Below are 26,647 nucleotides of genomic sequence, written 5' to 3'. Positions count from 1 at the left end.
ACATATATATATTGCAAAAGGACTCAAATAATATTATCATGAAGCTTATAAGGAATATTTACCACATTATTTTCAATCTCTTTGAAGGAGAGGTCAATCATGAAATGGTTTAAAAAAAACGGAAATCAGGATGAGCGTATCGTCAATCTGAAAAACAAGGTGTACAAGGAAGCTTACACTTTAATCATGTGGATCTGCGGCATCTCCATCCTGATCAAAAGCTTTCTCAGTTGGGAAACTTACTCCATGCTGACGGAAGTGATCGTCCTTCTCGCAGGAAGTATCTATTTCGGGGTTCGTTCCGTCATGCTGGGCATTTATTCGGATGAAGTTGAGGTCCATGACCAGACGAGCAAAATTTCATATAGCCTGCGCAACATAATTACGGGTCTAATTATTGGTATCTCAATGGCCTTGTTCCTGGGCATACGAAGTTCCGTTTTGTTTGCCGAAACGGCGAATGAGAAGTGGTGGTTTTTCTTCCTCGTTTTTATTATTTCACTGCTGCTTTACATTCCGTTCTTTGCGGGATTCAATGTCATCGTTCATCACTTCGCAAACAAGGCGAGTCAAAAAGCCGCTCGTGAAGATCAGTGGGATTCATAGAAAGGATACAAGGGTGAATGGGCATGAAAAATATACGATTGAAAGTCGCCCGGGTAGAAAAGGATCTATCACAGGACGATCTGGCGCGGATCGTTGGTGTTTCGAGGCAAACTATCGGTCTCATAGAACTCGGAAAGTATAACCCGTCCCTCAGCTTATGTATTGCCATATGCAAGGCGCTCTCAAGAACACTGAATGACCTGTTCTGGGACGAAGAGCAGACATAAGCCGGATGGTTACAATACTAAATCATTTATTATCACCTACATGATGAAGGAGGCATTATTTTGATTTATTTCAGGAAAAGAAAAACGGGTGCTGTACTTGCACTGACTACAGCCATACTGGCGAGTTTGCTCTATCCAACAGGGCATGCAGGTGCTGCAGTATCATCCGCCATGGAGACCATACAGGGTCAGGTAACCCAAGTGCAATCCGCGAAAACGTCGGATGAGAAAATTGGGGAGTGGAACGAATGGGCTAAAGATCACGCGTATCGATTGGACAGCATCCAGCCTGTGAAGACAGGTCAGGAGCCCGATTCCTTTTCGGATCTGAATATGCTGAAGCCTCTATTGCATGACAAGCGAATTGTATTTCTGGGTGAGAGCTCCCATGGGGTTGCCGAATTTAATCTGGTGAAGACCCGGCTGATCCAGTTTTTGCATCAGGAAATGGGATACAACGTTCTTGCCTTTGAAAGCGGTCTCTCCAACACATCACTGGCTAATGCCACGATTAAACAGCAAACTCCGGAGCAAACGATGAAAAACTCCATCTTCGGCGTCTGGTGGTCCAAGGAAATCACGCCCTTATTCGATTATCTCAAAACAAACGCACAAACCGAACAGCCTCTGATCCTGACCGGTTTCGACATGCAGCTGCAATTCCCGTTGTTGGACGGTAACTGGCTGAAGGATAAAAAGCTCGCCAAGCGCCTTGCACAAACTGAACAAAAGCTGTCCGAATTCTCCGCCGGAACGGATCTGAAAGCCTACCGCGCTGAGAAAAATGAAATCATCAAGGTATACAAAGATGTCATTCAATCCCTGAAATCCGAAGCGAACCAGACCTATCTGCAAAAAGAATACCCGGATCAACCGAAACTTTCCATGCTGCTGGAGCGAAGCCTCAATGATCGAATTCGTGTAGCGATGGAATATGTCGATCTTTCGATCCGTGCAATGGCTGAAATGAATGAAGGCAAATATGAGTCGTTTTTTGATTCAATGGAGTGGCGTGATCAGGCGATGCATGATAATCTCATGTGGCTCGCTACCGAAGTGTATCCAAACGAAAAATTTATTATATGGGGGCATAATGATCACATACGAAAAGCGCATAGCGAAGTCATGGGTTCGCCCTATCCCATAACCATGATGGGAGAAAAACTTTCGGAAGAAATGAAAAAGTCAAGTTATGTTCTGGGATTATATGCACCCAGCGGTCAAACAGCCGATAATACCGGCGGACTTCATACCGTTGAGCCAGCAGAACCCGGTTCCATTGAAGGCATTATGTCAGCAACGAATACACCCTACAGTTTCTTGGACCTGCGGTATCAGAACAGGGAAACAGGTAACTCATGGATGTTCGAACCACGATTTGCATACAGCTGGGGCATGATCCCTGAGAGTTTTGTCCCACGCGATCAGTATGACGGCATTTTAATGATTGATGATGTTCATCCACCGCAATATATCCGATCATCCTCATCCGGTTCCAAAGAACAAAGCAAGGAATAAATACAAAAAGAGAGCTGCCAGCTCTCTTTTTTTGTTTTCCAACTCACGTGTCTCTGTTTACCTTGGTCGACTGCACCATAACTCCACGTCGATGTGTTAGCTAATAACAATCGCTGTTTTCGGTCACGGAAACAGAAAGAATGGTCAATTAGGATGCTTCCGGTACCCCTGAACCTTCTCATCCTTGAAACCGAGTTTCTCATAGAAAATATGCGCTTCCTTACGCTGATCGCCAGACACCAGAATCATGTATTCACACCCAAGATCTCTCGCAATCCGCTCAATCTGGAGCATAAGCTTCTGACCAATCCCCTGTCTGCGCACCTGATCCGATACAATGACATTCTCCACAACCATGAACGGTTTGCATTGGCCTACCAGATCCATACATTCAATCCCCATAACGGACCCGATCAGTTCGCCATTGTAAAATGCACCCAGAACATGATAATGACCATTCTGCTGTATGTAATCAAACATCTTCTGCATCTGCTGCTCGTTCGAAGGCGTTCCGATTAACTCATGATACAGTTTGCTTAAAGCCGACAAATCCTGTAGTTCAATGGCCTTGATCGTAACCATAACCTGTCCCCCTGACATTCTCTCTTTATTTGGTATTCTATTTCTATCTTAAGTGAGGTCCTTCTTGAAATAGTAATGATGATGCCCTCTTGGTGCATTCTCTATCGTTGTGATCAATTGGTATCCGTGCTTCTTGTAGAATTCTGGTGCCTGGTAAGAGAACGTATTCAACATGACAAAATCACAGTCCTTCTCACGCGCAAGACGTTCGACCTCATGTAACAATTGGGAGCCGTAGCCCCGATGCCGCTGATCAGAATCTACCCAGAGAATATCAAGTTCCACCCAGTTCCAGCAAAGTGTACTGAGCACTCCTGCGACAATTTCTCCAGCCTCATTTTTGATATTAAAATTCAATTCTTCGTACCGATTCCTTAATTCCTCACTCACATGGGTCGAATTGAATGCGACTAATTGCTGGCGAACATATTCCGAATCTTGCGCCGTACTTGGAGTTATATTCCCTTTAAACATCTCCTACACTCCTTTTATCTCAGTAGTTTATAATTTACGATAATATAATTCATCCCCGATAAGAGAGTAACTCCTGCTGCAACCCATAATAATGCCACGTCCACCCGCACCTCAGTCAGCAAACTAAACGGAACATTGTTCAACAAAATGGCAATGATGGCTGCCACCTGAAGCACCATTTTGATTTTTCCATACCGATCGGCTGCAAGAGCAATGCCCTGCTCTGTCGCTATCATTCGTAACGCTGTAATGATAATTTCACGTCCAATAATGATTACAGCGATCCATGAACTGATCATATTCTCCTGAACCATCATGACCAGTGCTACCGCAATCAACAGTTTATCCGCCAGTGGATCAAGCAGCTTTCCCAGATTCGTGATCTGATTATATTTTCTCGCCACATATCCATCCAATTTATCCGTACCTGCCGCTACTGCAAATATTATTAGTGCAATCATCACGCTTGGCTGATTGAGGAAACAGATCATAAACAATGGAATCAACGCGATTCTAGCCAACGTGATTTTATTTGCCAGATTCATTAGATATCTCCACTCCTCACATCCATGTTGGCTAACTGACCTTTTTTCCATTTACGTATTCGGGTCCGAAAGGATTTAAACGGAGCTACGGAATTAATCTGGATCCACTTCACCATAGCCCACCCGGGCTTTGTACCCGTCCACTGTCTCATCCCTTGTTCAAATAATTCCTCTTCACTCAGGGAGTCAATCCAGTTTTGCCATTGTTGTTCTGTCTCTTGAAACAAAGAGCGCAGCTCCTCCAGTGTATAGCCTGAATACCTTTCGTAAAATGATTCATTTAACGGCCCCAATTGGTTCCATTTATATCCTGGTGCCGGCATATGACATTCATGTCCCGACTGTTCATTTCGCTCCCAATCCATCACCAGGTTCATCCATCCCAACTGGTAGGCGATCATCTGCGCAGGGGTCTTATCCACACCTTCAACCCACTTATCTTTGTCGCTATTATGGATGTCATTGAATTCACCCTCAAACAATACATAGGTGCGTCGAATCGTCTCACTTAACTCATTCTTCGATGCATAAAGAACTCCAGGCACGCTACTTCACTCCCCTCGTTTCACCGTTATACATGAATCAGATTCTTGGACTCTATCATCATTTCGACTTGATTCCATAATCATCCTTTTTTTCACGAAGCTATATTCATTTTCCAGATATCCTTTAAACAAAGTGACTAATTCCATTATACTTATCTGTAAGATTGAGCAAGGTAAATGAAGAGTGAAGAATTAGCAAAGGATGATGATCATGAATAACATATCGACAACCCTATTAACGATGAAACGTTCTTTTGATGCACCTGCGAATCAGGTGTTTGACGCTTGGCTGAATCCTAAGCTCATGAAGAAGTGGCTGTTCACGAGCGAAACGACAAATAAAGTGATACAGAACGAACCGAAAGTTGGCGGTACTTGGGAAATCGTGGACCATCGTGAGGGGAAAGATTACAGAGCTATCGGAGAATACCTGGAGATTGATCCGCCTAACCGATTGGTGCTTACATTCGAAATGCCACAATTTAGCGATACCGTAGATACGATCACCGTTCAAGTCACTTCTCATGGGGAGAGTTCCGAAATGACATTCACACAACATATTATCGTTACCCATGAAGAAGGCTGGAGTGAAGACGATATTGAAAAAGCAATCCTTGAATACAACACCGGTTCTGAGCAGGGCTGGCATCTGATGTTTGAAGGTTTAAAACAACTGCTCGAAACGGGTGAAATCAACTACCCAGCCGAGTAGAAAGCAAAAAAAGGGCAGTCTGTATACATTACAGCTGCCCATTACTCAACCTATTTTGCTATATCAGCATACTCCTGAACCCAATTCTACAAGGCTTCCTTAATCACCCGCTTATAGTACCACACAGACAACAGACCAAAGATCGAATATAACAATGTATAGACCATCATGACAATGACCGTAGGTGTCGCCAGCTCCGTACCGAAAAAGAACCAACCTGATTTCACGGCAAAATAACTATGACTCAACCCCACCACAAGCGGAATACCGAAGTTAAACAACTGCTTGATCTGAATGCCACGTAACAAATTACCTTGCGTAAATCCGAGCTTTCGCAGAATGGTATAATTGCCCTTCTCCTCTTCACTCTCATTCATTTGCTTAAAGTACAGGATACACCCCGATGTGATTAAGAATGTTAAACCAAGGAAACCAACAATGAACATAATCAGTCCCATATTGTTACGTTGGTTATTTTTCAACTCAATCTGGGAGAAGCTCGGCGCTTCCAACTCCAGCTTCTTATATACGGCATACGCCTCTTCAGCCTGCCCCTCGTTCAGTATACGCACACCATAGTAGTCAACCCGCTCGGGTTTCTGCAGCTCGGGATCGATATCCTGTCGCAGCTGCTGGTATACCATTTCATCCACAACCGCAACTGGCGTGCCCCCAGTATAGTACGAAGGAAGTACCCCCTGTTTGGTGGTTCCGATCAGTTGTTGGTCCAGCGTTCGCTTCAACCCATGCAAGACGATTGGACCTGTCTCCTGAATGGAAATCAACTGCTGAATGGCATTTCCGTATCCCATGAAGACCACTTCACTTGGTTGCAGATCGATGTTATCTACCATATTGTCACTGACTACACTACTGAACAGGTATTGTTCCGTCATGGACTCATCCATCACTGCTTGAGCATCAATTTCAATGTAAATGGGCTGTCTATGCTTCTCTTCATATGGAATTTGTTTGTTATCCAACTCCGCTACAAAGCGACTTTTCACATCTGCCTGGGCAAAAGAAAAATCCTCCGGCAAGCTTTCCTTGGCCTGCGCCTCTGCCGAATAATACGAAATGTAACTGAGTGACAACATGCCAATAGCAAGCGCCGACACGGTTGTAATAATCGTGAGCAGCAATGCATTGGACTTCATGCGGAACATAATTGAAGATAAAGACAACACCTCATGAATGGTAAGATAGCCGTTTTTGCTTTTGCGGATCAGATTAAAGATAAAACTTACCGAGCCCTTATAGAACAGGTATGTCCCCAGTATGACCGAGAACAGAATCAAGATCATCGTATACATCAATTGCTGCATATCCATTGCCTCACCACTGAATAACCGTGCAGACAGGAAGTATCCATACACAATCAGGGCAATGCCCAAGACGCCAATAATCATCTGTCCGAGAGACATCTTCTGCACCTGCTGTTCCGAAGTGGCCGACACCCGAAAGAGCGAGAGAATACTCTGTCTCTTGATAAAGGTGTAGTTCATCAGCATGATGAGCAGATACATCATCGTAAAGACAATCACCGTTTGCATCAGTGCCATGGGAGAGAAGTACAGTTTCGTAATCGCGTCCACACCGAGAATTTTGAACAATATCATCAATACCAGCTTGGACGCAAGGAACCCAACCAACACACCGATGACCATGGAGCCAAAATAGAGAATACTGTTCTCCGCACTCAAAATGCCAAAAATTCTGCCCTTCGTCAGTCCGATCAATTGAAATAATCCAATTTCTTTGCTGCGCCGCTTGATAAAGATCGTATTGGCATAGAGCAAGAAGATGCCGACAATGACGATTAACAGTACCGAAGATGCGCCTATGGCCGCAGCCCCTTTCGTTGAAGCAGCTACCTCATCCATGGAAGGGTCATACTGTAACGTCACAAAGGAAAAATATAAGGCCACACTGAACACGAGCGCAAATACATATAGATAATAATTCTTCAGATTTTTCCTGAGATTACGGAAGATGATATAACTCAAGCTCATTGTTGCACACCACCCAACACGCCCTGGGTTTTGATAATGTCGTTGAAGAACGATTGCCGGGACTCGTCTCCTTTATTCAGTTGGGTGTAGATCTGACCATCACGAATGAAGATCACTCTGCTGCAATAACTTGCGGCAACCGGATCATGGGTAACCATAATAATGGTCGCCTTTCGTGCACTGTTCATATCACTTAACTTGCCGAGTAGATCCGAAGCGGACTTGGAATCCAGCGCTCCTGTCGGCTCATCCGCAAAAATGATACTCGGCTCGTGAACAAATGCTCGTGCTGCCGAAGTCCGCTGCTTCTGACCCCCAGAAATCTCAGATGGATACTTGTCTTTCAGTTCGTAGATTCCCAATTCCCGGGCAATCTGTTCAAACTTCCGGTGTGCCTCCTGCTTTGGAATGTTCGTGATCGAGAGCGGCAATAATACATTTTCCTTCACCGTTAGCGTATCCAGCAGATTGTATTCCTGAAAAATAAAGCCCAGATGATGCTTGCGGAACTCAGCCAATTGTTTCTCCTTCATTCCGGTAAATTCCTTGCCCTCAATATCAATCGTGCCCTGGCTCACCCGATCGATGGAGGAAAGTACATTAAGCAGCGTCGTTTTGCCTGAACCCGAAGGCCCCATAATACCGACAAACTCTCCCTTGCTTACCCCGAGATCAATCCCCCTCAGCACTTCCTGTTTATTTAATTTATTACCGTAGACTTTATGAATTTTTTTGGCTTCCAGTATCCACATATCCCACTCACTCCTCTTTGATCTTCTGCAAAATGCTCATGTCTATATCATAATCGGGATGTGCAGTGTTATCGTGCGATTCACCGAACAAAACCAAAAAGCATGTGACATTGTTGTCACACGCCTGCAAGATGCACCATGTCGTTTTTTCGTGGAAAAGTAAGTGTGACGGTTGTGCCCTCTCCAGGAGAAGATTTTACATGAATGCTCATATGAAGCGTCTGGACCACCTGACGAACCAAATACAGCCCCATCCCGGTAGCCGCCCCATCCATTCTGCCTCGGGTGGACGTAAATCCTTTATCAAATATACGTGGCAGATCTTGAGCCTCAATCCCTCTTCCGTGATCCTGAATCATCAGTATACTGTGCCCATCTTGCTCCCGACTTTCAATGACGATATCCGATGAATCACTATATTTCACCGCATTGCTCAGCAACTGCCGGATAATAAATCCTAACCATTTGCTGTCTGTCAGCACGCGAGTAACCGTGAGCGAGACATCAAAACCAATGCCTTTGGAAATGCACCACGATCTCAGGGCTCGAATCTCGCCCTTCAGCACCGGTTCAAGTTCCGTCACTTCGATGAACAAGTCATTGTGCATAAATGGAATCCGCTTCTGGTGAAGCTGCTGATCCAGCAACTGATGGATTCGTAGCCATTCATATGTCATTTGGCTCTGTAACTTGTCATCTGGCAAACGCTCGATCATGAGTTGCAGCGCAGTCAGGGGTGTCTTCACCTCATGAATCCAGGATAACATCTCATCCTTCTCCTGTTCCAGAGCGATAAAATGATGTGATGACTCCTTACGATAACGCTGCGTCTGGGAGGTAATGGCCTCGTGTACGATAAGTTCATACGGACTCTCGGCGATATCAAGCTCCCCAAGATCATAGGTATGATCCCAGGTATTTAACTTTTTATAGAAACGGGACTCTTTCGGGTATCTCGCCCAGATAAAAACAAGGCATGCCACCACGTTGAGTACTACGATATACATCACAGATCTGAATGGAATGGACGAGTCCATGTAGGCCACAAATAAGATAATAAGCTGCATGCTTACCAGTAGCCCTAACCAACTAGCCTTTTCTCGTATGTACTTGCCGATCATGCTTCCGCCTCTTCCGTTGCCATGTAGCCCTGACCTACTTTGGTTTCAATGTAACCGTCCAATCCAATAGGTTCAAGCTTCTTCCGTAATCGATTAACGTTAACCGTCAGCGTGTTGTCACTCACAAAATGCTCATGATCCCACAAGCTCCGGATGAGATCTTCACGGGTAACAATCTGATTTTTGTGCTCGACCAGCACTTTAAGGATGAACATCTCATTTTTGGTCAACAGGACAGATTCATCCCCGCAGGTCAACGAATTTTTCACATATTCAATAGCAGCACCGCGCCAGGTTCGGAGTTCAGTATGCTCTGTATTATAGTTGTACACCCTCCGCAAAGTCGCTTGGATCTTGGCAATCAATACATCGAAGTGAAAAGGCTTCTGGATAAAATCGTCTGCACCCAAATGCATGGACATGACCATATCCGCAGGATGATCCCGTGAGGACAAAAAAATAATCGGCACATTGGAGTGCGAACGAATAATCCGGCACCAATGAAATCCGTCATATTGAGGCAACTGAATATCAATAATGACCAATTGCGGCTGAATCACGCTGTACTCCTGCAATACCTTGCCAAAGTCCTGCACGCCATACACATCATACGACCATTGGGACAAACGTTCCTTGATTTCACTGAATAACGATTCATCGTCTTCAATGAGCATAATTTTAAACAAGAGACTTCACCTACGTTTCTGATCTTCTAAGGTTGAAAAAGTCATTAGACTCCGTTATTACGGGTGACCGTTACCGTTACGAATCGTTCTTCCGATCGCTGTTACCAGTGTACAGGGAAATTCACAAGAAAACGAGCAAAACTACGTATACGATATTAACTCTCGGTGGAGTGTATAACATGGCTTGCATCACTGTGTTCGTCGATCCGTTCGATCAACTGCTTCGCTACATCTTGTGGCGATCTTAATTGGCCTGCCTCATATACCTGACTGAATAGCCCGGATAGCGCAAATTCCTCTGCATTCTTTCCGCGTGCAACAGCCTGTAACTCCGTGTCGACCATGCCCGGATCAAAAGCAATCATCTCTACAGGGTTCAGCTTTCCCGTTTGCTCCAAGGATACACATTGGGTGAACATGTTCATGCCTGCCTTGGATGTACAGTACACTGTCATGGAAGGCGCGGGATAACTTCCTGAACCTGAAGAGAGATTAACAATTTTACGTCTAGCGGACAGGTGATTCGTGTGTTGAATAAAAGAGGAACTCAATATCATTGGGGCTGCGAGACTGATGTTGAGACTCTGACTTATCTCTGCCGCACTGCATTGATCTATAGGTCTTAATGGCTCCAGCATCGCTGCATTATTAATGAGTCCAATGAATTCAGCTTCCTGAGAAGGTATTTGGTCCAATATGCGTGTAATCAAATCGTCAATCCCGGTCAGGTCGGCAAGATCGTACTGAACATGGCGGTAACGCCCGCTCCATTCCTCGCTTGATTCCAACAGATCGGAGCTCCCGCGTGAAATACCGTAGACCCAGTCACCCCTGGCTAATAACAACTCTGCAAGCTGTAGACCGATTCCTTTCGATGTACCTGTAATGATAAAGTGTCTTCTTCCTGTTCCTGTTCCCATTCCGATACCACGCCTCCTCTATTTTCAATCGATCATATCTCCAAATAGGCTTACGAATCTTTCTTTCTCCACAACGTAGCCCATAGAAACGGTACACCAAAATACGGTTCATGCTGCTCCATCGCCCTCATTGCACGGAACTCCACACATTCGAAGCCATCTTCCAACATGTAACGTAGCTTCTCCTCCGTGAACGCCAGACCACCTCGCATCGACTTCTCTTGATACACCTGCCAATCATTCATAACGATCTCCGGCCCACCAATATCACCAAAACCCGGAGCGAAACAAGTCATTCCAAAGTATCCTCCAGGCCGGAGTGCATCGTGGATCATCTCTATGTAGGGAATGCGCTGATGTGGTAGCAGATGGTGCAGACACCCCGAGTCGTAGACAAGATCATATTCTTGCTCCGGGGCCAGTTCGAACACAGATCGACATTCAAAATTCACGTCCAGCTGCTCTTCTGCCGCTCTCTCCTTAGCCCAGGCAATAGCTGTCTCCGAAAGATCATAAGCATCAACCTGATATCCTTGGCGGGTTAGATACAACGCATTTCTGCCCGGCCCACAACCCAGTTCCAGTGCCTTGCCGCCACGTAACAAACCTGCGTTCACATGCGTTACCAGGTTCTCATCCGGTTTGTTTGGAAAAAAGGGAATAGGTCTGTTCCGATCCTCATAGAAAGGTTCCCAAAACTGCTTGGCCGATCTGAAGTCCGCATCGAGCATATCATATAGATCCTGCACACTTTTAATCGTCTTATCCACAACCACATTCCTCCTTTAACTTTCCATCCCAATCTTCATTTATGACTAATCATTTCTCGTAACTTTCATTAAATCAGCCACACTCTATTATAACATTTTTACCCAGTAGTTCTCTATTTCTCTTGTGCTTTTTCACTCATAAATACAGGTATGTTCTCAATAAAAAAACGACCGACATGGGATGTCGATCGCTTGAAATAGTATCTGTTTTCAGTTGTAATTTACTTTGCCCGTTCCAGGACAGCGAAGTAATTCCCTTCGTTATCGGCAAAGTTGAAGACACGTCCGGTTGGCATCTCGACAATCTCTCCCACCGTTACATGTTTACCAGACAAGTCGGCATATAATTGATCCAGATTTTCAGTGAAGAACATTAACGAAGGTGTGCCCAGATTGACACCCGCCGACATCCGCTCCACGAATTCTTTGTCATGAAGAATAATGCTCGTCTGCGAATCCGGGGCAGGCGCAATCTCGATCCATCTCATGCCTTCATCCAGGTTTACTTCATCCACAATATGGAATCCCGCAACTTCCGTCCAAAATGCCAGTGCTTCATCTTGATTGTTGACATACAACATAATCTGACCGACTTTGCTAAACATGCATCGTTCACTCCTCTATTCAAGTAATCTCCCAACATCCTGCTTGTCCATTCCTCAAATTCCAATAGAGTATAACATGCAGGATGGCTTTTTCATCATCTTTTTTTGTATGCACACTTACGCTACATGAACGGCTTATAACTTCTTCGTCAGATATAGTACAACATCATCGTCTATTATTGTTTCTTCACCCGGCTGAATGTAATGATCGTGCTTGTGAACACCGTGGCCGTCTGGTATGTATCCGCGATGGGCATATAAAATTTGCGCTTTGCCATAATCAGAAAACACACCTACACCAATGCCTGCTACATCCGTTCGTTCCAGAATAACTTCCTCTGCTCGGTCCATAAGCCGCGAACCAATACCTTGACGTTGATACTTCATCAGCACATTGAAATCGTTGATTTCGGGAATGCCTTGTTCCCTGAACGCTGGATAATGTGATACCCATAATACATTAACGTATCCGGCAAATTCTCCATTCAACTCCGCAACCAAGGTCACACGTTTCCCATTCTGCTGTTCAGTCAGGTAATGAAGATACTGCTCGGCAGATTTCTGCCATCCCTGCGCTTGAAAAGCCTGCGAGATTACAAGTGGATCATTCTCATTCAAGAGGCGTGTCTGTATAATCATCACGGCACTCTCCCCTCACAACAGGTTTGTTGATTCTTTATATCCCTAGTTTTTCTCTAAGCGATGTGATGTGGGCAACATGGTGTTTGCCATGCCAAGCATACATGCCCAGATTGTAATCCAGTCTCGTCGTTTCTTGCGATGAGGGATGATAGAATTGTTTGGCATAATCTGCATCTGTCAACGCGTTTAACAGAAACACCCAGCGACGATGCAGCGCATCCAGAATTTGCAGCGAGAATTCGATATCCAGGTCTCTTGAATCACTCAATTCAGCCCAACGCTCTTCATAATAAGGCCGAATCGTAGGTGTATCCTCTGTCAGTGCCAGCTTGAAACGAATCATACTGTTCATGTGGCTGTCTGCCATGTGGTGAATGACCTGTTTGAGCATCCATCCACCTTCTCGGTACGGCAGACTTAATTGCTCTTCACTCAGTCCTTTAACCGCTTCTCGGGCGCGTTCAGACAACTCAGCAATGTCCTGAATCCACTGCTCTCTCTGTGCAGACGTAACCTCGCCTGTGTGTACAAATGGTCCTATCGGAAATCTTTCATCCATCCATCATTCCTCCTTGTGTGTGTTATTCACTATAACTTAAGCTGCTTAGAGGAAGTATATTCCATTAGCCAGCAATCTCTCATCTGTCCTTCATGCTGCTCATGCTTCTCCAACAGTTTGATCCTTTGGAAACCACATTTCTCATAACAGGATATCGCTCGCAAATTCCAAGCCTGAGGGTCCATAACCACTTTACTGGCTTTCTTTTGATTAATTAGATAAGCCAGCATGGACTGCATCAACTGTGTTCCAATCCCTTTATTCCAGTAGTCTACCTCACCAATAAACTGGTCCGTTCCATAGATGATCTCATCCGTGTCTCCATAACCATACTCCGATCGTTCTTCATCCTCAAGCTCATAGAACTGAATGTATCCAATCGGATTTCCTCCGTACTCAACGATACACCGGGTAGCATCATCATCCTGAGTGTAAAAATGTTCTCTTACCATATCCAGATCATGCGGCCGATCACGTCCTTCATAGTATTGAAGGACTTCCGGATCAGACAGCCAATTCTCCAGATGATGTCCATCTTCAATCTTCAAGAGTCGTACGGTGATTTCATTCGATTCATATACATTCATCATTTGCATACTCCTTAACCATACTTTTGAAATAATTCCTTCTCCGTTAAAGATTGAGTTAACCTATCCAACTCAGGTGATGCTGTCCAGTCACTGGAGGTATTTGTTCCATGCTTGATCGTATGAATGACACTATTGGCAGACATATATATATTATGATGAACTCCCGGCTGGACAACGATATGCTCTCCTTCACGCATCACTCGAATGGAAAGCATCTGATCGTCTCCATACCTGGCATAAGCAATCCATCCGGATTGCACCATATAAAACTCCGTTACATTGACGTGTACATGACTGTTCTGCCAAGCTCCCTGGGACGAGGCAACCGTTCTGCAATAATAACTGCCATCCTCGGCTATCATTTTATATTTCTGTTCCCCGTTCGCCATCTGTTCAAAGCTGGTTTTGACACCAGTCTCACCAGTTTTCTGTTCTGAAGGTTCTGTATTCAATCGCGCTCAGCTCCTTACGGCCTGCCAAATATACTTGTGTCTAGAGGTCCTCCTGACAAAAAATTCCTTCATCCAAAACATTCGACATAGACAAGTCGATTCTCCTGTTTTAATTCGCGATATATCTTCACTAAAATTTGAAACGCTTCTCTTCCAGTTTCCGTATTAAGGTCGAAGTCGTATTTATCCCCAAATAGTAAACCATCTGATCTGGAGGTTGAGCGCATGTCATTTTTCAAGAAAATGTTAGCCAGTATAGGTGTTGGAGCAGCCAAAGTAAATACAGAATTGCATACATCAGAAGTCACCCCTGGAGGAATCATCTCGGGGACCGTGTACATTGAAGGTGGAGATGTGGAACAAAACGTAGATCGAATCTACCTTTCAATCAAAACCCATTACATACGGGAGCGCGATGATCGCAAAGTAAAAGAAACAGCCGTTATAGCCAAATATTTGCTCACCGAAGGTTTTACATTACAGCCTGGAGCCAAATTGGAGAAGTCATTCTCATTTGACCTGCCAGAAAACCTGCCTATTACGCTACATCGTGCAGAGGTGTGGGTAGAAACGGGCCTCGATATCTCAAGCGCCGTGGACCCTTCAGACCGGGACAGACTGCATGTCGTACCTACCAAAGATATGAACACCGTACTGGATGCGATTGAGATCCTCGGCTTCAAACTGCGTGAAGTGACCAACGACTATGCGCCGAAACTAGGCGGCAATCTGCCATTTGTTCAGGAATTCGAATATGTGCCAACCAACAAATTCCGTGGGCAGCTGGATGAACTGGAAGTCATGTTCTATCCGATGGGCGATTCACTGGAGTTGCTATTACAGATTGACCGCCGCGCTCGCGGACTCAGTGGAATGTTCTCGGAAGCGATGGGTATGGATGAAAGTTTCGTGCGTATGCATCTGTATGAAAGACATCTGGAGCGGGGGGCACATTCTGTCGCTCAAGGTCTGGAAGAAGTCATTTCCAAACATATCTGATTGTCATCTGTACCAACAGCTCTTTGGCACATCCGTGTCAAAGAGCTGTTTTTGTACTACGATAACTCGATCTCAATCATGCATAGAAGCTTGTAGGCAGGAATTAGTGGGTATATTAGATAAAAAGGAGGGAATTCGCTTGTCTTCACAACCCAACAATTCTGAAATAAACGAAGATCAAATCATTGTTATTGGTGCAGGGCTCGCCGGTTTGAGTTGTGCCTTTGAACTTGTAGAACAGGGAAAGTCTGTACTCGTTCTCGAAGCTGCCCCCTATGTAGGCGGGCGCACAGGGAACTGGAATGAGCGGGGAATGGAGGTGGAATCCGGGTTCCACAAATTCATTGGATACTACAAAGCCCTGCCAGATTTGCTTGAACGTGCTGGCATCGACCCAGATGGTATGTTGGTATGGGAAACCACGATGGAGGTTCGTCACCCTGATGCCGATGAGCATGGTGAATTTGGACTCGATGTTATTCATGCTCCACTTAAAACACTATCAGGTGTGCTGGGAAATAATAATTTCATCACGCCAGCCGACAAGGCCTCACTTATTCCCTTTTTAGCTGCTGGCTTCAAGGAGTGTGTATCCAGTCCCGAGGAACTTGATGCAGTATCGGTGCTTGATTTTGCAAATCAGCACGGGGTAAACAAACAGGCTCTGCAACGAATCGTTGAACCGTTATCTTCAGGCATTTTTTTCATGCCACTTGAAAAATATTCTGCGTATGCCTTCTTTGGACTGTTTCTGCCGGGTATTCCACGGATTCATAAAATGCGGATTGGTGCCTTTACTGGTGGTATGACGGATGTCATGTGTGCGCCTCTGGCTGCTGCCATCGAGCAAAAAGGAGGACAAGTACGAATCAATGCCCCAGTAACCCGACTGCTCTATGATTCGGAGGGTTTGAAAGGTGTGGAACTAGAAGATGGTGAACAGCTCTCCGCTACACGTGTTGTTGTAGCTACCAATATCCGGCGTTCCCAACAATTACTTGAAGAGCATTTCAGTGAACATGAATGGTTTCAACCCTTTTTGAGTCTGGATGCCATGCCACACGTTACAGCACAGTTCGAATCAGAGCTGCCACTCCTTCCCGAGGACCGTACAACCTTTGGGCCAGGTACCGACATCGGTTCATTTGGGGAGCAATCCCGAACAACGTTTCGCGGGCGGCCTGGAAGAGCTTCAATCATTCTGGTTAATCCCGACGAACTCATTGATCTGTCCGATGAGGAAGTATGGGAGCGTACCAAACAAGGGTTGGTCGATATCGGACTTGCCGAAGGTGTGTCTTCAGTAACGGATTACCGGATCGTTCGGGGAAAAGAGAACTTTTATCGGATTTCACCAGGCAATGAGTCCAAGCGACCCGAACAAGTGACTCCAATTCAAGGGTTATACCTGGCTGGGGATTACACTAAACAGCCCATGTTCACCACAATGGAAGGTGCTGTGATATCTGGTCAGAAGGCCGCGGCCGGCATTCTTAATATATGAGGCTAACGAAAAGCAGCCCTATTATCAGTGATCTGACAATAAGGGCTCTTTTTAGTGTATAAAGAAATATGTGTTACGAGATTATTATCGACTAGGAGCGCTGCTTCCGCTTCTGGAATTGTGAGCGGATAACATAATAAGCAGTTGCAAACAGGATAACTGCGCCTATGCCAACGATTATCATGGAAGAATCCCATCGAACAATAGTTCCAAAAGCAACCTTGGATTGCAATGGAGTATCGGAAGAAGCGGTATTCGTCAGATCAGGTACGTAATTCATAGTCATGATCATGCCTTGAACGACATTCCAAGCTGCATAACCAATGATGAATAACAGGGTAACCAGAACGGATTCCATCGCTAATCGTTTGTTCATGCTCGTCATTTTGCCTCCTCAATTATGGTTAGGAAGGATGTCTTTATACGAAGTCTCTTTCCATTTAATTAGACAAGATGTGCTTCATCTCCTGTTTTAGACGATCTTTATTTTCATCCACATATTGATACAGCAAGTCGAAGCTTTCTTCGTTATCCGATTGCATGCTCAAATTCGCGGCTTCCAGTTCAATCTGCTGCAATACCTCATGAATCTGTTCCCCGTGTGTTTGCAGGCTTGTCGTGATATCGTCTTCAGACAGACCATTCACATTATCTCGTAATTGTCCGTGCGTTACCCCGTTTTCGGACAACATCTGCTCGATCTTTTTCAAGATCACGGCATCTGCATCATTCCCGATCCGCTCCATCGCTGCTCTTGTCTCAACCAGATACTGTCCGCTGGTATTCTCAAGGAAACCGGTCATACCGTTCATGGACAGTTCAGTATCCAAATCGATGATTAGAATGGTATCTTGCAGTACTTGTGGAAGTTCCGGCCCGCTCTCTCGAATCGTCGCAAATTCAGCTCGATATAGGTCCATGGCAATACTCCCCACCACTTCTTCACCCGACATCTCTTCAAGCTGATCGAGTGGTAACAATTCCTGCAGTTCTTCTTGTAGCTTGTTCATCTTTCTCTGCCTCCTGTATCTCTCTGGCTATATATACGCCGACACGTTATTACATCATATCAGAATATGTTATATAAGTTGAACTCATGGAAGTTTATATGTTCATGCTGAAGTCATTTTACAGGGAATATCGTCAAGTTAACGTGCACTTTACCTCTGGAAAATGTTCCGCTGTTATGATCTTGACATCACGAGTCTTGGGAGGGGTAATGATGCGCCTGGCCTTGTTCACAGACACCTATCTTCCGGAAACCAATGGTGTTGCTGGCACGCTCCACCGCTTGAGTAACCATCTGAACCTCAGAAGAATTGAACATCTGCTGTTTACTCCGAACTCCGTCATTGAAGGAAGCCATGAGACTCAAGTCAGATCGGTTGCCAACATTCCTTTTTTTCTGTATCCCGAATGCCGCATTGCTCTACCCAACAGGGCAAACACTTACAAACAGCTACAAGCCTTTCAGCCCGATCTGCTGCATATCGCTACGCCTTTTAATATGGGGCTGCTTGGCCTAAGGTATGCGCTCAAGCATCATCTTCCTCATGTTGTCTCCTACCATACCCACTTCGATCGTTATCTCGAATACTACCGGTTGAAAAGCATAATTCCTCTCTACTGGAAATATATCCAATGGTTCCACCGGGCCTGTGATGCTACACTAACTCCATCGCAGGAAACGTTAAACACACTGCGTGCCCAAGGCATTCAGCGTCTGAAGCTTTGGTCCCGCGGGATTGATTGCAACTTGTACTCTCCTGATAAACGCAGCTCGGATATCCGTGAAAAATATCAGATCACCGCTCCCCTTATTCTACTCTACGTTGGACGCATTGCCCCGGAAAAAGATATCGCTACGCTCACGACTACCATGCAGCAATTGCCACAGGAAATGCAGTCCCGTGTACACTGGATTATTGTTGGCGACGGCCCATCTCTCCCCAAAATGCGTCTGCAATCCCCACCGAATGTCACCTTTACAGGATATATGCATGGCGAAGAACTTGCTGTTATATATGCTTCGGCAGATCTCTTTGTGTTTCCTTCCTCTACGGAGACATTTGGAAATGTGGTGTTGGAAGCGATGGCTTCAGGACTTCCTGTAGTGGCAGCCAATGCCGGGGGTGTAAAGGATTTGGTATCTCACCACCGTAATGGTGTGTTGTTCGAGCCAGGTCAGGCTGATGCACTGATTCGGGAGATATGTCTCTGGGGAGATCACGAGAACCAATTGAGAATGATGGGATTGGAAGGCAGAAAGCTTGCTGAGCAGCGGTCGTGGGAGCATATTTTTGATACACTGATCGGGGATTATGAGGAGGCTATCGAACATCGGAACAGACGAACGAAAGATCGAATTATTACAGCGTAGTCTGATGGAATCAGTTTCTTCCTACATCTCAACCCATAATAACCACCTCTGCCCTCTGTAAAGTTAAAACGGTTCGCCCTGTTCAGGCTGCCGCAGCATGTATACTTTGCTACGGTCAGCCTGAATAGCGTATACAATGAGCGTTAAGGTGTGACCCCGGAAATCAGTGTACCATTCTGATGCAGGGTTACCCTGTTCCACACGTCATAGGTAGTTTGCGTTGGACGGAAGGAATAGTCATTATTTTCGTTAAAATTGCCCCAATTATCCTTGTGGATACGCAGCTGGATGTCTCCCGTCTGATCTCCTGCTGGCAGAGACCCTGCACCCGAAGTGAAACCAATCTCAACATAGGTATCTGCATTCGTGCCCGTAACACTTCCAATATTAGTCGTCATGTTGGCTGCTCCGATCTGTGCCCAATCGATGACCGTATTCAACCCCTCGGAGCCGTCTTTCGTGAAGTAATAACGGATCTTGAGACCACTCAGGTTAACAGCGGATGTACCATTGTTTTTGATATTAAAATAGGGTTTGATATGATTGTTCGTTGCATCGGTATCTGCCGCACGATATTGTAGAACCAGATTCGACGTTGGCGTGGTTGTACCCGCCTGCGGTGTCGCACTCACCTGTACCGAGCTTGGGCTGGTGCCCGCGCTATTCACGGCTTTGATTTTGTAATAGTACGTGGTTCCATTCGTCAAAGACGTATTGGTGTAGGTCGTGCCGCTCACATTCGTGGCTACATCCGTATATGTTCCTCCACTCGTTGTCGCACGCTGTACAATATAACTCGTCGCCCCGGTAGATTCGCTCCAGTTCAGCGTTACTTGTCCATTCCCCGGCGTAGCTGTTACACCTGTCGGTGCAGCCGGGATCGTGATGACTCCCCCACCACCGTTATCTGGCACCGGCTGATATCCAGGGGTTGTATAGATCGTGTTTAATGCAGAGGTTGCCAGCGTACCATTGGGTCCATTGACCACCGTCTGTCCCCAATCGGTCAGTGAACCTGCTGGACCGTTGTTCAGATCAAGGTATTCTACACCGCCACCGTTACCATACCAGGACCAGGCCAACCAGCCGACTCCCTTATGCTGTGCGTAGCTCAAGATCGTCGCTTCATCCACATCACCACTGGTGTGCTTGAATCCAAATTCGCCTACAATGACAGGTACGCCGATGGCCAGTGCATGATCAATGTTGCTTTTGACCGTTGCCGCATCGCCACCTGCATATTCATACATATGAATGGAGAAGATGGTATTTGCCAGTGGGTCCGCGTTAAATACATCCAATCCACGATTGAAAATCGCTGTCGGGTATTGACCCCAACCTGCGGTATCTACGACAAGCGTATTCTTGATGCCCGCCTGACGGAGTTCAGGAATCACTTGTTGATATCCATCCGCCCATACTGCGGTTTCCCATGAACCGTACCATTCATTCGCAATGTTCACGATCACGCGATCTTCCTTGCCAATCAGGGCATCCTTGATGCTGATAAAATAATCCGAAGCTTTCCGCAGTTCCGCAATACTGTCCGACCCGGTGGCATCATGTACTTCCAGCATAACGGTTAATTGATACTGGTCACACAGCGCGAGGATCTGCTCCACATCGGCCAGTGAATCTGCCGTCCAGCGACTTCCATTGGACAATACGATACGCACGGTGTTGGAACCTGTGGCGGCAATGGCCGGAATGGCCGCTTGCAGATCATTCTTAAACCAGGTATGGGCATGATTCACCCCACGCATGACAAAAGGTGTACCTGTAGCATCCAATAATTTGGTACCGCTTACATGAAATCCTTTGACAGGCCCGCTTGCAGCTGAAGCTGGATGAGGTGAATACGCGATAGACACCAGCATTAATGACAGAGAGAACAGCATTGCACGCCGAAACATGTTTCCAATACGCTTCATAACAAAACCTCCTTCTTGGGATGGGTTAAGCTATTCACACGGTATGTAGACACATAGAAGCCAAACAGATCAACGACATGGATTATCTCATCACTCACCTCCTGAACACTCTTAATATACTATAAAATGTCAGAAAATGTTGGTATTATTTAGATTATTTTAAAATATTTTATAGCTCCAAGACCCACCACATGACTTTATGAAAACCCGACAATTTATCGGGAATCTGCCCCAATTCAGTAATCACTGGATCAAACTTTGGATTACCGTCTCTCTCATAGATGTGAAATGACCCATCCATAGGAATTTCCTGTTGAAACTTATATAAGGCTGCAACATATCTCTCACTCGAATCTCCGATAACATAGCCACTCTTGTCCTTCTTCAACTTCAGATCATCTACGGTGATGTCATCCAAATGCTGTATAGCATTAAAGCCATCTGTGGCCTGGACCACAATATGCGCCCCCGATGATTGGGGAAAGAGTGCGATTACCAGACACATCGTCAGCGATAGGGTTAGTGCATATCTCCGCTTGGTTATACGAGCGTGATTCTTATCTGCTTTTTTCAATATGGCATAGATCAGGGCTGCATTCATCAAAAGAATGATAGGAAACACGACTATGACCACGATTCCTGTATAAGGGAACAGTTGGAATAGTACAAATAAGAGCAGGATGGTTGGTATCAGCAGTGCTATTCCTCTGAATAGTTGGCTTTTCGGTCGCTGAGGTTGGGAATTCATCGTAGAGCCCTCCTCCAATGAAGACGCATACTATTTACAATCATATATTCATGTAAAATCTAGAGAATTTGTGGGACATTCCTTGGCTCAAATGATATCGTTTCTTGCATTCTGTTCCATATTACCTGTGGAGTGCCCTTTAGACCTGTTCCGTTCTGGGCGTTACCAATCCAGATTTGTTCGTTTCCCGGATGCTGTAGATAGTGCCTGAGCGTCGCTTTGATCAGAATGGACGCATGCAAATCCAGCACCTCATCCAGCGGTATCCAGAATAGCTCCCCTTCATCCGAGGTCACAAAATGTCGATGCCTCGTCTCTCCGAAATATACAAACTGCTGCCAAATCTCACCACCGCTAACCTCTAACAGAATATATTGAAGCCGAAAATGTTCGACATCCGCTTGCTTGAATCCGGTCTCTTCTTCAATCTCCCGATAGCTGGCGGTCATGGGTGTGTTCAGTTCCCCTTGTTCCAAATGTCCGCCAATGCCACCCCAGAATTCAAAATCAAACAATCTGCTACCCGCCTTCTTCATCATTAGCATGTCTGAGCCATTGCTCAAAAATGCTGTAGCCATCTGTCTAATTTCCATATGTACCTCGCTTTCCAAACTGTGATTATAAGAATCTTTTTCTATATACTGAACTAAAGAATATTAACACTGGTCACCCCGATGACAGAACAACCTTCCGATCGCTGTTATCCCCCAGGATAAAGGGGAGGTTTATGCTTCCGAAGTAGCTTTCTTTCAGAAAGCTTTTAGCTCCCCTTCTTCAGGTTATTTATATAACCCTCTTCTAAAGCAATTCCTTTAGCTCACTTAGATGCTCAATCGTATGTAAAGGACCAGTCGTAATGGTGTCCTGCCATGGCTGGTTAACCTTCATCCAGATCGTACTCATGCCAATATTTGCCGCACCTTGAATATCGTTCACCGGGTGATCGCCAATGTAAATGCATTGCTCGGGAGTGAGACCGAAATGATCGAGCGCAAGCTGAAATATCCGAGGATCGGGTTTCTTGACTCCAGCCTCTTCTGAAACAATAATATGGTCGTAATCATCCCGAATACCAAGTTGATCGATTTTCCCATACTGAATATCGGTCTGCCCATTGGTAATTAGCGCGGTTCGATATTTTCCTCTGAGATGCTGAACGACTTCTCGCGCCTGTTCCATCAGAACTGAACTTCGCACATACTCTCTGCCATAGAACTCCATCAGTTCTGCATGTTGCGGATGCTCTGCCCAAGGTAGTTCATGCAACAACTCGTTGAAAAGAAGGGGTTTGTCCTTATAACCATCCTGGTCGAGTTCAATAATCCGCTTGCTGATATCTTCGGTTGATTCTAGATGACCAAAATAAGTCTTAATCAGGCTCTGCGTGAATCCGTCAAAGGTCATCGTTCTGTTTAGGATTGTATTGTCCAAATCAAAAATAACCGCTTTAATATGATCCATAGTTCTTTTCCCCCGATATCCACAGATTAAATGAAAGAGACAGGATTACGATAACAATCTTTTTCATAAGTCACCCTTCGATAAACACCCTATGCTTTAGGGCTTTATACGTGCTATATCATTCTACATGAAAATCCACAATTGGGATATCCTTCATCTATTTCGGGGATGCATCTCATATAATCTTAAATTGCATCAACGCATGGGTGACTCCGTCTTCACTTGCCCGCAGGGTAACATAATCGGCGCTTTGTTTAATCCGCACTCCGCCATTTCCCATCGCAATTCCGATCCCCGCATATATTAGCAGATCCACATCATTCTCCCCATCGCCAAAGGCCATCGTCTCATCTCTGGTTATCTTCAGATAGTCGAGAACTTTCTCTGCTGCTGTAGATTTGCTGACTTCGCTCGCTTCCAGCACATTCACTACATACGGATGGAATCTCACGAGCCGTAAGGAAGGAAATCTGGATTGAAATTTCTCCGTCTCTGCCTCATCCGCATATAAGCAGATGCAATATACCTCCTGTTCCAACGTACTGATTTTCTGTGGGGAATCCGCCAGTCCCAGCGTATCTCGTAATGCCTCAGTAACACGATCATCTGCTGTACACAACTCGTTCATCTCAAAGGACTCTGTAAAATATGAAATACTGTGCCCGTGTAACTCGGCAAACTCACTAAATTCTCTAACCATCTGTGCAGAAAGAACTGACTTATGTATCACTTCATTACCTGCTTTGGTCAATGCTCCGTTAGCCGAAATGATTGTATCGATTCCAAGACTCTGGAATTCTTCACATAAATTAAGGGGTCTGCCTGTGACAAGTACAACGTGTATACCATTACGAATCAAGTCCTTGATCGACTCTGCTGTACGTGGTGATAAACCCCGATCCACTTCGCTTAGCAATGTACCGTCCACATCAAAGAACACGGCTTTAATCAAAATGTTCTTCCTCCTCTACTCCTGGTCGCTCATGGGTACGAGATGTTTCATCGGTGCCTCCTTCTTATAAAAATACCTCAAGTAAAAAGAGCAAGTACAGAATAACCGGATGCGGTCTTCCTGCACTTGCTCTTACGTTTAACGGGTCTGAACATCTTGGGTACGTCCCATGTACCATGATTGAAATGACTCCGCCGTATCAAGGGGGATGTCATGTGCGCGATGATGCAGAACAGGTTTGGCACGGTTTACCGTATGAATGGACGCAACACCGAACCAACGCTGTAACATATTACGGGTGATCTGCACTTCGATGACTTTCTCACGTTTGGAGATGAAGAGTGTTGACGTGAGCGCGCCGCTCCGAAGTTGAATGAAATTCTGGTTCAGAGTGTATCTGGTATGGAAAAAGTCCACCACTTTGCATGTTGCAATCCACACTAAAAGAATCGCCGAAATCATCCACCAGGCATGCTTCTGTCCAAACACGAATGGTTTGAAATACCACAGTAAACCCGTGATAATGATCCATCCCCAACTTGGTTTGAGCAGGCGCAGCCATAATGATATTCTCGGAAGTTTTTCCATCTCCTGTGTGACCCGATAGGACGGTAGAATCTCCTCTATCATGGTATAGGCTTGCTTCACAGGCAAGAATGGATAGAGCGAGTTCACCTCATGATCGGATTCTCCCAAACTACCTGCAGTAGTCAATTCTACTTCTGCAAGTCCAAGCAGCCTTTTCATCGGAGACTGTGTAATTTTCACGGCTTGGACTCGCTCTTTCAGGATTGAAAATGACGTTTGCTCCATCATGCCCTTCGTAATATAGATCCGCTTGGCATCCGAGGTAATCTGGAAGTTTCCATATTTCACAAACGTTCTGACAATGCCCAGAGCAATAGATATGATCAATAAAACTACAATCATTAAACCGGCAATCCACCAGGAATCGAGCCAGGTTAATAACAAACTTTCCGTTACTTCTTCATCTGGGAAGAAGTCCTTCACCCACGAATAGAGCGTACCCAGGACCGGAATCAGTACGAGAAAACTAAGCGACGTAAAGGATGCTTTCAATATGTCCTTCCGAGTGGAATGATAATGAACAACCTGTTCCTGTTTTTCTTTGGCAGGTAGTGACATGACTTCACCCGTTATAACAGGTTCAAATTGCTCCTCTCCCTCTTCGATGGACTCATCTACATCTAACGTAACATGTTCCTCTGCTGCTTCTGCTTCTTCAGCCATATGACCTGCTACAACTTTCTCCAGCTGTTCCGCTTCGGTAAGTGAAACAACGTGTAACTGAAAGGTAGCATCTTCTCCCTTAATTCCGGTCTCGAATCGAATTGACGTCACCCGGAATAAACGATGAAACAGGGTCGTATGACGATTCACATTCTGGACCTTCGTGTATGGTATCGTTCTTCGGGTACGGTTGAACACACCACTGTAGATATGAAAGGCCGTATCATCTGCTGTGTACCGAGAGGTAAACCACTTCAAGATAATCGAAATAATACTGATGGATATCCCGATGTAAAAGGCGATTCTTCCATAGAAGACCCATTGGGATTCTGTGCCCTGACGGAAAACAAACAAAAACAGGATGATCGCGAACGAATTCTTCACCAGTCTCCACAAGCTCCACAGCATGGTTAATGGATGATGTCGTTTCATATCGATCATTCATCCACCTCATTAATTCGCGCATAGGATGCGATCTGATGACGGAGTGCAAGCGCGACTTGCTCTGGCAATGCCGGGATGTCATGCGAGGAACCCATCGTGCCGACCGATACGGAATAGAGTCCATATTTTCGCATCAAAGGTCCCTGATTCGTTGTAACTGATTGCACTTTCGCCATAGGGATGATCTGATGTACTTTGGTTAGCGCCCCATGCTTCAGTTGCAGAAACTCCTCATTCACATCATAGTACCAATGCTTGTATAACCATGAAGGCTGAATGAAAATATCCCACACCGCATAGGGCACAGATATGGCTGTAACGCCCCACAAAATCCAACCAATCCACGTCTTCCATCCATAGATGGAGTCGAGTATTAACAGTACGGAAAGTATCAGAATGCCTATTACATTCCATATGATGGCGCTAATTCTCCACAAGTTTACCGCATGAGGGGAAAGCCGTTGCTCGGGTGTATTCCACTGGATTGACATATGTTCACTCCTTTTTCCTCGGGTACATAAAAACACACATAATACACTGTACGAACAATCGTCCACGATCGATGCAGAAAGATTTAGTCAGGGCGTGTCTCAAAACTCGCTGAAGTAAAAGAGATGACCCCTGTACGGTACAGGTCGCCATCTCTATTATTTATTTAA

Annotated in this window: 31 protein-coding genes; 7 read left to right on the top strand and 24 right to left on the bottom strand. The window is 45.3% G+C overall.

The features are described 5' to 3' along the window. Positions 1-99: 99 nt before the first annotated feature. Genes M1D71_RS07795 through M1D71_RS07785 form a run of 3 tightly spaced genes read left to right on the top strand, consistent with a single transcriptional unit; the run spans position 100 to position 2,351 of the window. Positions 100-606, top strand: coding sequence for a DUF6773 family protein (locus M1D71_RS07795; RefSeq protein ID WP_458125974.1), 507 nt, complete (start codon positions 100-102; stop codon positions 604-606). Positions 607-629: 23 nt separating this feature from the next. Continuing rightward, positions 630-833, top strand: coding sequence for a helix-turn-helix transcriptional regulator (locus M1D71_RS07790; RefSeq protein WP_175399435.1), 204 nt, complete (start codon positions 630-632; stop codon positions 831-833). 60 nt (positions 834-893) lie between these two features. Beyond that, the gene (locus M1D71_RS07785; RefSeq protein ID WP_458125973.1) at positions 894-2,351 is read left to right on the top strand and encodes an erythromycin esterase family protein; all 1,458 of its coding nucleotides are present in this window, start codon (positions 894-896) and stop codon (positions 2,349-2,351) included. Positions 2,352-2,495: 144 nt separating this feature from the next. On the opposite strand, the gene M1D71_RS07780 is transcribed toward M1D71_RS07785, so the two are convergent. From M1D71_RS07780 to M1D71_RS07765, 4 genes are read right to left on the bottom strand one after another with little or no spacing between them, the layout of a single operon-like run. Then, entirely contained in the window at positions 2,496-2,933 is a 438-nt protein-coding gene (locus M1D71_RS07780) for a GNAT family N-acetyltransferase (protein ID WP_458125972.1), read from the bottom strand. 48 nt (positions 2,934-2,981) lie between these two features. After that, positions 2,982-3,407, bottom strand: coding sequence for a GNAT family N-acetyltransferase (locus tag M1D71_RS07775; RefSeq protein WP_458125971.1), 426 nt, complete (start codon positions 3,405-3,407; stop codon positions 2,982-2,984). 14 nt (positions 3,408-3,421) lie between these two features. Further along, entirely contained in the window at positions 3,422-3,952 is a 531-nt protein-coding gene (gene pgsA / locus M1D71_RS07770; RefSeq protein ID WP_458125970.1) for a CDP-diacylglycerol--glycerol-3-phosphate 3-phosphatidyltransferase, read from the bottom strand. Beyond that, positions 3,952-4,497, bottom strand: a complete 546-nt coding sequence (locus tag M1D71_RS07765) for a ClbS/DfsB family four-helix bundle protein (RefSeq protein WP_458125969.1) — start codon at positions 4,495-4,497, stop codon at positions 3,952-3,954. Before M1D71_RS07765 ends, pgsA begins: the two co-directional genes overlap by 1 nt. Positions 4,498-4,708: 211 nt before the next feature. Here M1D71_RS07765 and M1D71_RS07760 point away from each other — a divergent pair, with 211 nt between their 5' ends. Beyond that, the gene (locus M1D71_RS07760; RefSeq protein WP_458125968.1) at positions 4,709-5,209 is read left to right on the top strand and encodes an SRPBCC family protein; all 501 of its coding nucleotides are present in this window, start codon (positions 4,709-4,711) and stop codon (positions 5,207-5,209) included. Positions 5,210-5,295: 86 nt separating this feature from the next. Here the strand turns inward: M1D71_RS07760 and M1D71_RS07755 are convergent, their stop codons facing one another. The 11 genes from M1D71_RS07755 to M1D71_RS07705 form a co-directional block, all read right to left on the bottom strand. After that, complete coding sequence (locus M1D71_RS07755; protein ID WP_458125967.1) at positions 5,296-7,221, bottom strand: FtsX-like permease family protein; 1,926 nt, start codon at positions 7,219-7,221, stop codon at positions 5,296-5,298. Next, complete coding sequence (locus tag M1D71_RS07750; RefSeq protein ID WP_458125966.1) at positions 7,218-7,973, bottom strand: ABC transporter ATP-binding protein; 756 nt, start codon at positions 7,971-7,973, stop codon at positions 7,218-7,220. The genes M1D71_RS07755 and M1D71_RS07750 overlap by 4 nt, the downstream gene beginning before the upstream one ends. Positions 7,974-8,089: 116 nt before the next feature. Next, positions 8,090-9,094: a sensor histidine kinase gene (locus M1D71_RS07745; protein WP_458125965.1), complete on the bottom strand. Its 1,005-nt coding sequence runs from the start codon at positions 9,092-9,094 to the stop codon at positions 8,090-8,092. Beyond that, positions 9,091-9,780 carry a winged helix-turn-helix domain-containing protein gene (locus M1D71_RS07740; protein WP_458125964.1) on the bottom strand — a complete coding sequence of 230 codons (690 nt, stop codon included), beginning with the start codon at positions 9,778-9,780 and terminating at the stop codon, positions 9,091-9,093. The genes M1D71_RS07745 and M1D71_RS07740 overlap by 4 nt, the downstream gene beginning before the upstream one ends. Positions 9,781-9,935: 155 nt before the next feature. Then, positions 9,936-10,700, bottom strand: a complete 765-nt coding sequence (locus tag M1D71_RS07735; protein WP_458125963.1) for an SDR family NAD(P)-dependent oxidoreductase — start codon at positions 10,698-10,700, stop codon at positions 9,936-9,938. Positions 10,701-10,750: 50 nt separating this feature from the next. Continuing rightward, positions 10,751-11,470 carry a class I SAM-dependent methyltransferase gene (locus M1D71_RS07730; RefSeq protein WP_458125962.1) on the bottom strand — a complete coding sequence of 240 codons (720 nt, stop codon included), beginning with the start codon at positions 11,468-11,470 and terminating at the stop codon, positions 10,751-10,753. Positions 11,471-11,691: 221 nt separating this feature from the next. Continuing rightward, entirely contained in the window at positions 11,692-12,075 is a 384-nt protein-coding gene (locus M1D71_RS07725; protein ID WP_458125961.1) for a VOC family protein, read from the bottom strand. A 135-nt stretch (positions 12,076-12,210) separates the two neighbouring features. Further along, complete coding sequence (locus tag M1D71_RS07720) at positions 12,211-12,714, bottom strand: N-acetyltransferase family protein (protein WP_458125960.1); 504 nt, start codon at positions 12,712-12,714, stop codon at positions 12,211-12,213. A gap of 37 nt (positions 12,715-12,751) precedes the next feature. Further along, a complete protein-coding gene (locus tag M1D71_RS07715; protein WP_458125959.1) occupies positions 12,752-13,276 on the bottom strand; it encodes a YfiT family bacillithiol transferase in 525 nt (174 codons plus the stop codon). A gap of 29 nt (positions 13,277-13,305) precedes the next feature. Continuing rightward, positions 13,306-13,863, bottom strand: a complete 558-nt coding sequence (locus tag M1D71_RS07710; RefSeq protein WP_458127197.1) for a GNAT family N-acetyltransferase — start codon at positions 13,861-13,863, stop codon at positions 13,306-13,308. Between the two features lie 14 nt (positions 13,864-13,877). Further along, entirely contained in the window at positions 13,878-14,318 is a 441-nt protein-coding gene (locus M1D71_RS07705; RefSeq protein WP_458125958.1) for a cupin domain-containing protein, read from the bottom strand. A 225-nt stretch (positions 14,319-14,543) separates the two neighbouring features. Between M1D71_RS07705 and M1D71_RS07700 the strand changes: the two genes are divergently transcribed. Further along, positions 14,544-15,317 carry a sporulation protein gene (locus M1D71_RS07700; protein WP_458125957.1) on the top strand — a complete coding sequence of 258 codons (774 nt, stop codon included), beginning with the start codon at positions 14,544-14,546 and terminating at the stop codon, positions 15,315-15,317. A gap of 139 nt (positions 15,318-15,456) precedes the next feature. Then, positions 15,457-16,821, top strand: a complete 1,365-nt coding sequence (locus M1D71_RS07695; protein WP_458125956.1) for a hydroxysqualene dehydroxylase — start codon at positions 15,457-15,459, stop codon at positions 16,819-16,821. 91 nt (positions 16,822-16,912) lie between these two features. Here the strand turns inward: M1D71_RS07695 and M1D71_RS07690 are convergent, their stop codons facing one another. Both M1D71_RS07690 and M1D71_RS07685 read right to left on the bottom strand, forming a co-directional pair. Beyond that, positions 16,913-17,197: a hypothetical protein gene (locus tag M1D71_RS07690; RefSeq protein WP_458125955.1), complete on the bottom strand. Its 285-nt coding sequence runs from the start codon at positions 17,195-17,197 to the stop codon at positions 16,913-16,915. A 64-nt stretch (positions 17,198-17,261) separates the two neighbouring features. Beyond that, a complete protein-coding gene (locus M1D71_RS07685; RefSeq protein WP_458125954.1) occupies positions 17,262-17,831 on the bottom strand; it encodes a DMP19 family protein in 570 nt (189 codons plus the stop codon). A gap of 209 nt (positions 17,832-18,040) precedes the next feature. Here M1D71_RS07685 and M1D71_RS07680 point away from each other — a divergent pair, with 209 nt between their 5' ends. Next, on the top strand, positions 18,041-19,201 hold the full coding sequence (locus tag M1D71_RS07680) for a glycosyltransferase family 4 protein (RefSeq protein WP_458125953.1): 1,161 nt from the start codon (positions 18,041-18,043) through the stop codon (positions 19,199-19,201). 143 nt (positions 19,202-19,344) lie between these two features. On the opposite strand, the gene M1D71_RS07675 is transcribed toward M1D71_RS07680, so the two are convergent. The 7 genes from M1D71_RS07675 to M1D71_RS07645 all read right to left on the bottom strand — a co-directional run bounded on the left by M1D71_RS07675 (position 19,345) and on the right by M1D71_RS07645 (position 26,479). Then, on the bottom strand, positions 19,345-21,132 hold the full coding sequence (locus tag M1D71_RS07675; protein ID WP_458125952.1) for a cellulase family glycosylhydrolase: 1,788 nt from the start codon (positions 21,130-21,132) through the stop codon (positions 19,345-19,347). A gap of 169 nt (positions 21,133-21,301) precedes the next feature. Beyond that, on the bottom strand, positions 21,302-21,880 hold the full coding sequence (locus M1D71_RS07670; RefSeq protein WP_458125951.1) for a hypothetical protein: 579 nt from the start codon (positions 21,878-21,880) through the stop codon (positions 21,302-21,304). 59 nt (positions 21,881-21,939) lie between these two features. Further along, positions 21,940-22,473 carry an NUDIX domain-containing protein gene (locus M1D71_RS07665; RefSeq protein WP_458125950.1) on the bottom strand — a complete coding sequence of 178 codons (534 nt, stop codon included), beginning with the start codon at positions 22,471-22,473 and terminating at the stop codon, positions 21,940-21,942. A 205-nt stretch (positions 22,474-22,678) separates the two neighbouring features. Next, a complete protein-coding gene (locus tag M1D71_RS07660; RefSeq protein WP_458125949.1) occupies positions 22,679-23,341 on the bottom strand; it encodes an HAD family hydrolase in 663 nt (220 codons plus the stop codon). Between the two features lie 175 nt (positions 23,342-23,516). Then, positions 23,517-24,293: a Cof-type HAD-IIB family hydrolase gene (locus M1D71_RS07655; RefSeq protein WP_458125948.1), complete on the bottom strand. Its 777-nt coding sequence runs from the start codon at positions 24,291-24,293 to the stop codon at positions 23,517-23,519. 138 nt (positions 24,294-24,431) lie between these two features. Further along, positions 24,432-25,985, bottom strand: coding sequence for a PH domain-containing protein (locus tag M1D71_RS07650; RefSeq protein ID WP_458125947.1), 1,554 nt, complete (start codon positions 25,983-25,985; stop codon positions 24,432-24,434). Then, the gene (locus M1D71_RS07645; RefSeq protein WP_458125946.1) at positions 25,982-26,479 is read right to left on the bottom strand and encodes a PH domain-containing protein; all 498 of its coding nucleotides are present in this window, start codon (positions 26,477-26,479) and stop codon (positions 25,982-25,984) included. The genes M1D71_RS07650 and M1D71_RS07645 overlap by 4 nt, the downstream gene beginning before the upstream one ends. Positions 26,480-26,647 lie beyond the last annotated feature (168 nt).

The organism is Paenibacillus sp. Z3-2, assembly GCF_054161325.1.
This window is presented reverse-complemented; position numbering and strand designations above follow the sequence as displayed.